This window comes from Oleiphilus sp. HI0125 (assembly GCF_001635355.1).
Map to the genome: position 1 here is coordinate 1 of NZ_LWGF01000657.1, position 3715 is coordinate 3715.

The window sequence follows — 3715 nt, forward strand, 5'->3', positions numbered from 1 at the left end:
GATCGCCCTCAAATGAGGTGATTTGCATGAAAAATAGTCATCTAAGTAGAATCTAACTGCGTAGCAAAATTTGGTCTAAAGCAAGTGGCTGACAATGAAGCGCAGATACTTGAATCGAAAACGATATAAAACGCAATCGAAATAAAAGGGGTGACTATGAATATTTCTCGTGGGTTGGTCGGGGCTGCTGCGGTAGCTGTTTCAATAGGTGCTAGTGTTGCTGTGGCTGATGGGCACGGTATGAAGCACGCCGGTAAAAATGTTGATTTTGAGTTGAATGGCACAGCGTATGAAAGCTACTTTGTTGCAGGCGATAATAAAGATGCACCGTTAGTTTATTTGATTCACGACTGGGATGGCCTAACTGAATACGAAGTTAAGCGTAGCGAAATGCTGCACGAACTTGGCTACTCAGTATTTGCTGTCGATTTATTTGGTAAAGGCGTGCGTCCAACGGAAGTGGCTGATAAAAAACAGCATACTGGTGAGCTATACAAAGATCGCGAGAAAATGCGCGCAATCATGCAAGCAGGTTTAGCTAAAGCAAAAGAGCTTGGTGCTGATACAAGTAACGCTGTTGCCATGGGCTACTGTTTCGGTGGCGCAGCCGTGTTAGAACTGGCGAGATCAGGTACCGAACTAAAAGGATTTGCTAGCTTTCACGGTGGTTTGACGACCCCAGAAGGGCAAGGCTACAGCAATACAAAGGGCTCAGTTCTTGTGATGCATGGTACGGCAGACTCAATTATTCCAATGTCAGATTTCGCGAATCTAGCGGATGAGCTTGAGGCTTCGAAGGTGGATCATGAAATGGTGACTTATGGCGGCGCGCCTCATGCCTTCACTGTATTTGGTTCGGAAAAGTATCAAGAAAGAGCGGATACCCAAAGCTGGACGCTATTCACTGATTTCCTCAAAATGGAAACGATGTAGTTTTATAGTCTAGGTACGATTCGTTATAGCCCTGCTTTGATAGTCTCAAGGTGGGGCTTTTTATTATTTGAATAATAAACATGCCTTTTGCTGCAGCATTAGGGTTCGTCTTTGGAAACCTGTCGTAGCTATGTTAGGGTTAAAAGACAGAATAACAATCAAATACAAATCAATCGAAAGGGGTCAAAATGAAGAAGTCTCTTGTCGCGGCGCTTTCTGCTGCAGCTTTGCTTTCAGCTTGTGGTGGTAACAACTCTGAAGAAACTAATTCTGTTCAAGAATCGGCATCAGCATCATCAGCTAATGAATGCGGATCAGTGACTATTGCTGAGATGAACTGGAACTCTGCTGCGTTGATGGCGCATGTAGATAGTTACATTCTCAAGAATGGTTACGGGTGCGATACGCAACTTGTGGCGGGTGACACAATGCCAACAGGCACATCAATGATCGAGAAAGGTGAGCCAGATATTGCACCAGAGCTTTGGAGTAATGGTCTGCGCGAACCTCTCGACAAAGGTGTTGCAGAAGGTCGATTAAAGTATGCGGGCAATTCTTTGTCTGACGGTGGTGAAGAAGGTTTTTGGGTGCCGAAGTTCATGGTTGACCAAGATCCTAGCCTTGCAACAATCGAAGGCGTGAAAGCGAATGCTGCATTGTTTAAACACCCAGAAGATCCAAGCGCAGCGATGTTCATGGGTTGCCCAGCTGGCTGGAACTGTCAAATCTCGGGTGAAAACTTGTTCAAAGCGCTTGATTTAGAAAGCGCAGGATTCAAAGTGGTTGATCCAGGTTCTGGCGCGGCATTATCAGGGGCGATTGCAAAAGCTTACGAGCGTCAGGAAGCTTGGTTCGGTTATTACTGGGCGCCAACTGCTGTACTTGGTAAGTACGATATGGTGAAAGTAGATTTCGGTTCTGGTGTAGACGTTGATCACTACAAAGCTTGTATCACACAAGCAGAATGTGCAGAACCAAAACCGACGATGTACCCACCTGCAGCTGTTCAATCTGTCACGACATCAGGTTTCGCTGAACGCGCTCCAGAAGCTTTTGAGTATGTTGCAAAGCGTGCGTTTACCAACGCAAAAATGAACAAGCTATTGGCTTGGATGGAAGACAATCAAGCCGACGGTGCAACAGCCGCAGAGCACTTCCTTATTTCTGACACGGCAACATGGACTGCATGGGTTGCGCCAGAAATCGCTGAGAAAGTAAAAGCGACACTGATTAATAAGTAAGTACCCCGAAGCCGCTTTTAATAGCGGCTTTTTTATTTCCCTTTATTTCGAGGTTTATATGTCTTTTTGGACGGAGTTTCCTGAACTGAGCCGTGAAACGATGGTTGAGTTGAGGAAATCCCTCGATCAAGGTTATCGAAGTTTTTCACGTGAATATGGTGAGAGTATCGAGGCCTTTTTCGAACCCCTTCTTCAGTTTCTAATTTGGTTTGAGAAATTATTGTTAGCAACCCCATGGCCGATTGTGATTGCGGTAATTGTTGCTATTTGTCATTTAGCTGCACGCTCGTGGAAATTGTCACTTGCTGTTGCACTTGCACTATACGGGATCGGCTTGTTTGGTATGTGGGAAGACACCATGAGTACCTTAAGCATTATCACCGTCAGTACTTTGTTATCGATCATTATTGGTATTCCTATTGGTATCGCGATGGCGCGTTCTGATCGTATTCAATCGGTTTTCACACCGATACTTGATGTCATGCAAACAATGCCGGCATTCGTGTACTTGATCCCAGTGGTGATGTTACTCGGCATCGGTAAAATCCCCGGAATGATCGCCGTTATTATTTATGCCATTCCTCCTGTTATTCGCTTAACAAACTTGGGTATTCGTCTCGTAGATAAAGAAGTATTAGAAGCAGCAGACGCCTTTGGCACGACCTCGTATCAAAAGCTATTTCAGGTTCAGCTTCCTCTAGCGATGCCAAATATCATGGCCGGAGTAAATCAAACTATTATGATGGCGCTGGCAATGGTCGTGATAGCATCAATGATTGGTGTTGCAGGCTTAGGGCAGCAGGTCTTGCGTTCGATTAACAACCAGTTCTTTGCTTTGGGCTTATTTAACGGTATCGCGATCGTGGTGCTGGCAATCATCTTTGATCGGGTATCTCAAGCGTATGCGAAACGCTCTCAAGCACATCTTGGGGGGCAGCAATGAACATGAGTGATACCTTCATTGAAATTAAATCGCTCTACAAGCTTTTCGGTGATCAAGCTGAAAAACATATGGATCTTGTTTTACAGGGGAAAACCAAAGCAGAGATTCTTGAAAAAACTGGACATACGCTTGGTCTTAAAGACATTAACATGGAGATCAAACGGGGTGAGATCTTCGTAATTATGGGGCTTTCTGGTTCTGGAAAGTCGACCTTAATTCGTCACTTTAACCGTCTGATTGAACCGAGTGCAGGGCAGATCATGTTTGATGGTGACGACGTGATGAAGCTTGATGCGAAACAGCTTCAGGAATTTCGTCGAACACGCATGTCGATGGTGTTTCAGCACTTTGGTTTGTTACCCCATAATTCGGTGATCGATAACGTCGCCTTTGGTTTGAAAACACAGGGCGTTGCGAAAGCTGAGCGACTACAGAAGGCTAAACAATGGTTAGCTGACGTCGGTTTAGAAGGGTATGAGGGACTATACCCATCACAGCTTTCAGGCGGTCAGCAGCAACGTGTTGGTCTAGCGCGAGCTTTGTGCACCGACCCAGATGTATTGTTGATGGACGAGGCTTTTTCTGCATTGGACCCTCT

The 3715-nt window shown here is 45.3% G+C and carries 4 protein-coding genes; all 4 read left to right on the top strand.

Going from position 1 to position 3715, the window contains the following annotated elements:
• Nucleotides 1–156 precede the first annotated feature (156 nt).
• Nucleotides 157–933 carry a dienelactone hydrolase family protein gene (locus tag A3762_RS09005; protein ID WP_231878777.1) on the top strand — a complete coding sequence of 259 codons (777 nt, stop codon included), beginning with the start codon at nucleotides 157–159 and terminating at the stop codon, nucleotides 931–933.
• A gap of 188 nt (nucleotides 934–1121) precedes the next feature.
• Complete coding sequence (locus tag A3762_RS09010) at nucleotides 1122–2174, top strand: ABC transporter substrate-binding protein (protein WP_082869033.1); 1053 nt, start codon at nucleotides 1122–1124, stop codon at nucleotides 2172–2174.
• 58 nt (nucleotides 2175–2232) lie between these two features.
• Complete coding sequence (locus A3762_RS09015; protein ID WP_068478219.1) at nucleotides 2233–3117, top strand: proline/glycine betaine ABC transporter permease; 885 nt, start codon at nucleotides 2233–2235, stop codon at nucleotides 3115–3117.
• A 2-nt stretch (nucleotides 3118–3119) separates the two neighbouring features.
• A partial coding sequence (locus tag A3762_RS09020) for an ATP-binding cassette domain-containing protein (RefSeq protein WP_156493349.1) occupies nucleotides 3120–3715 on the top strand: 596 nt, incomplete at its 3' end.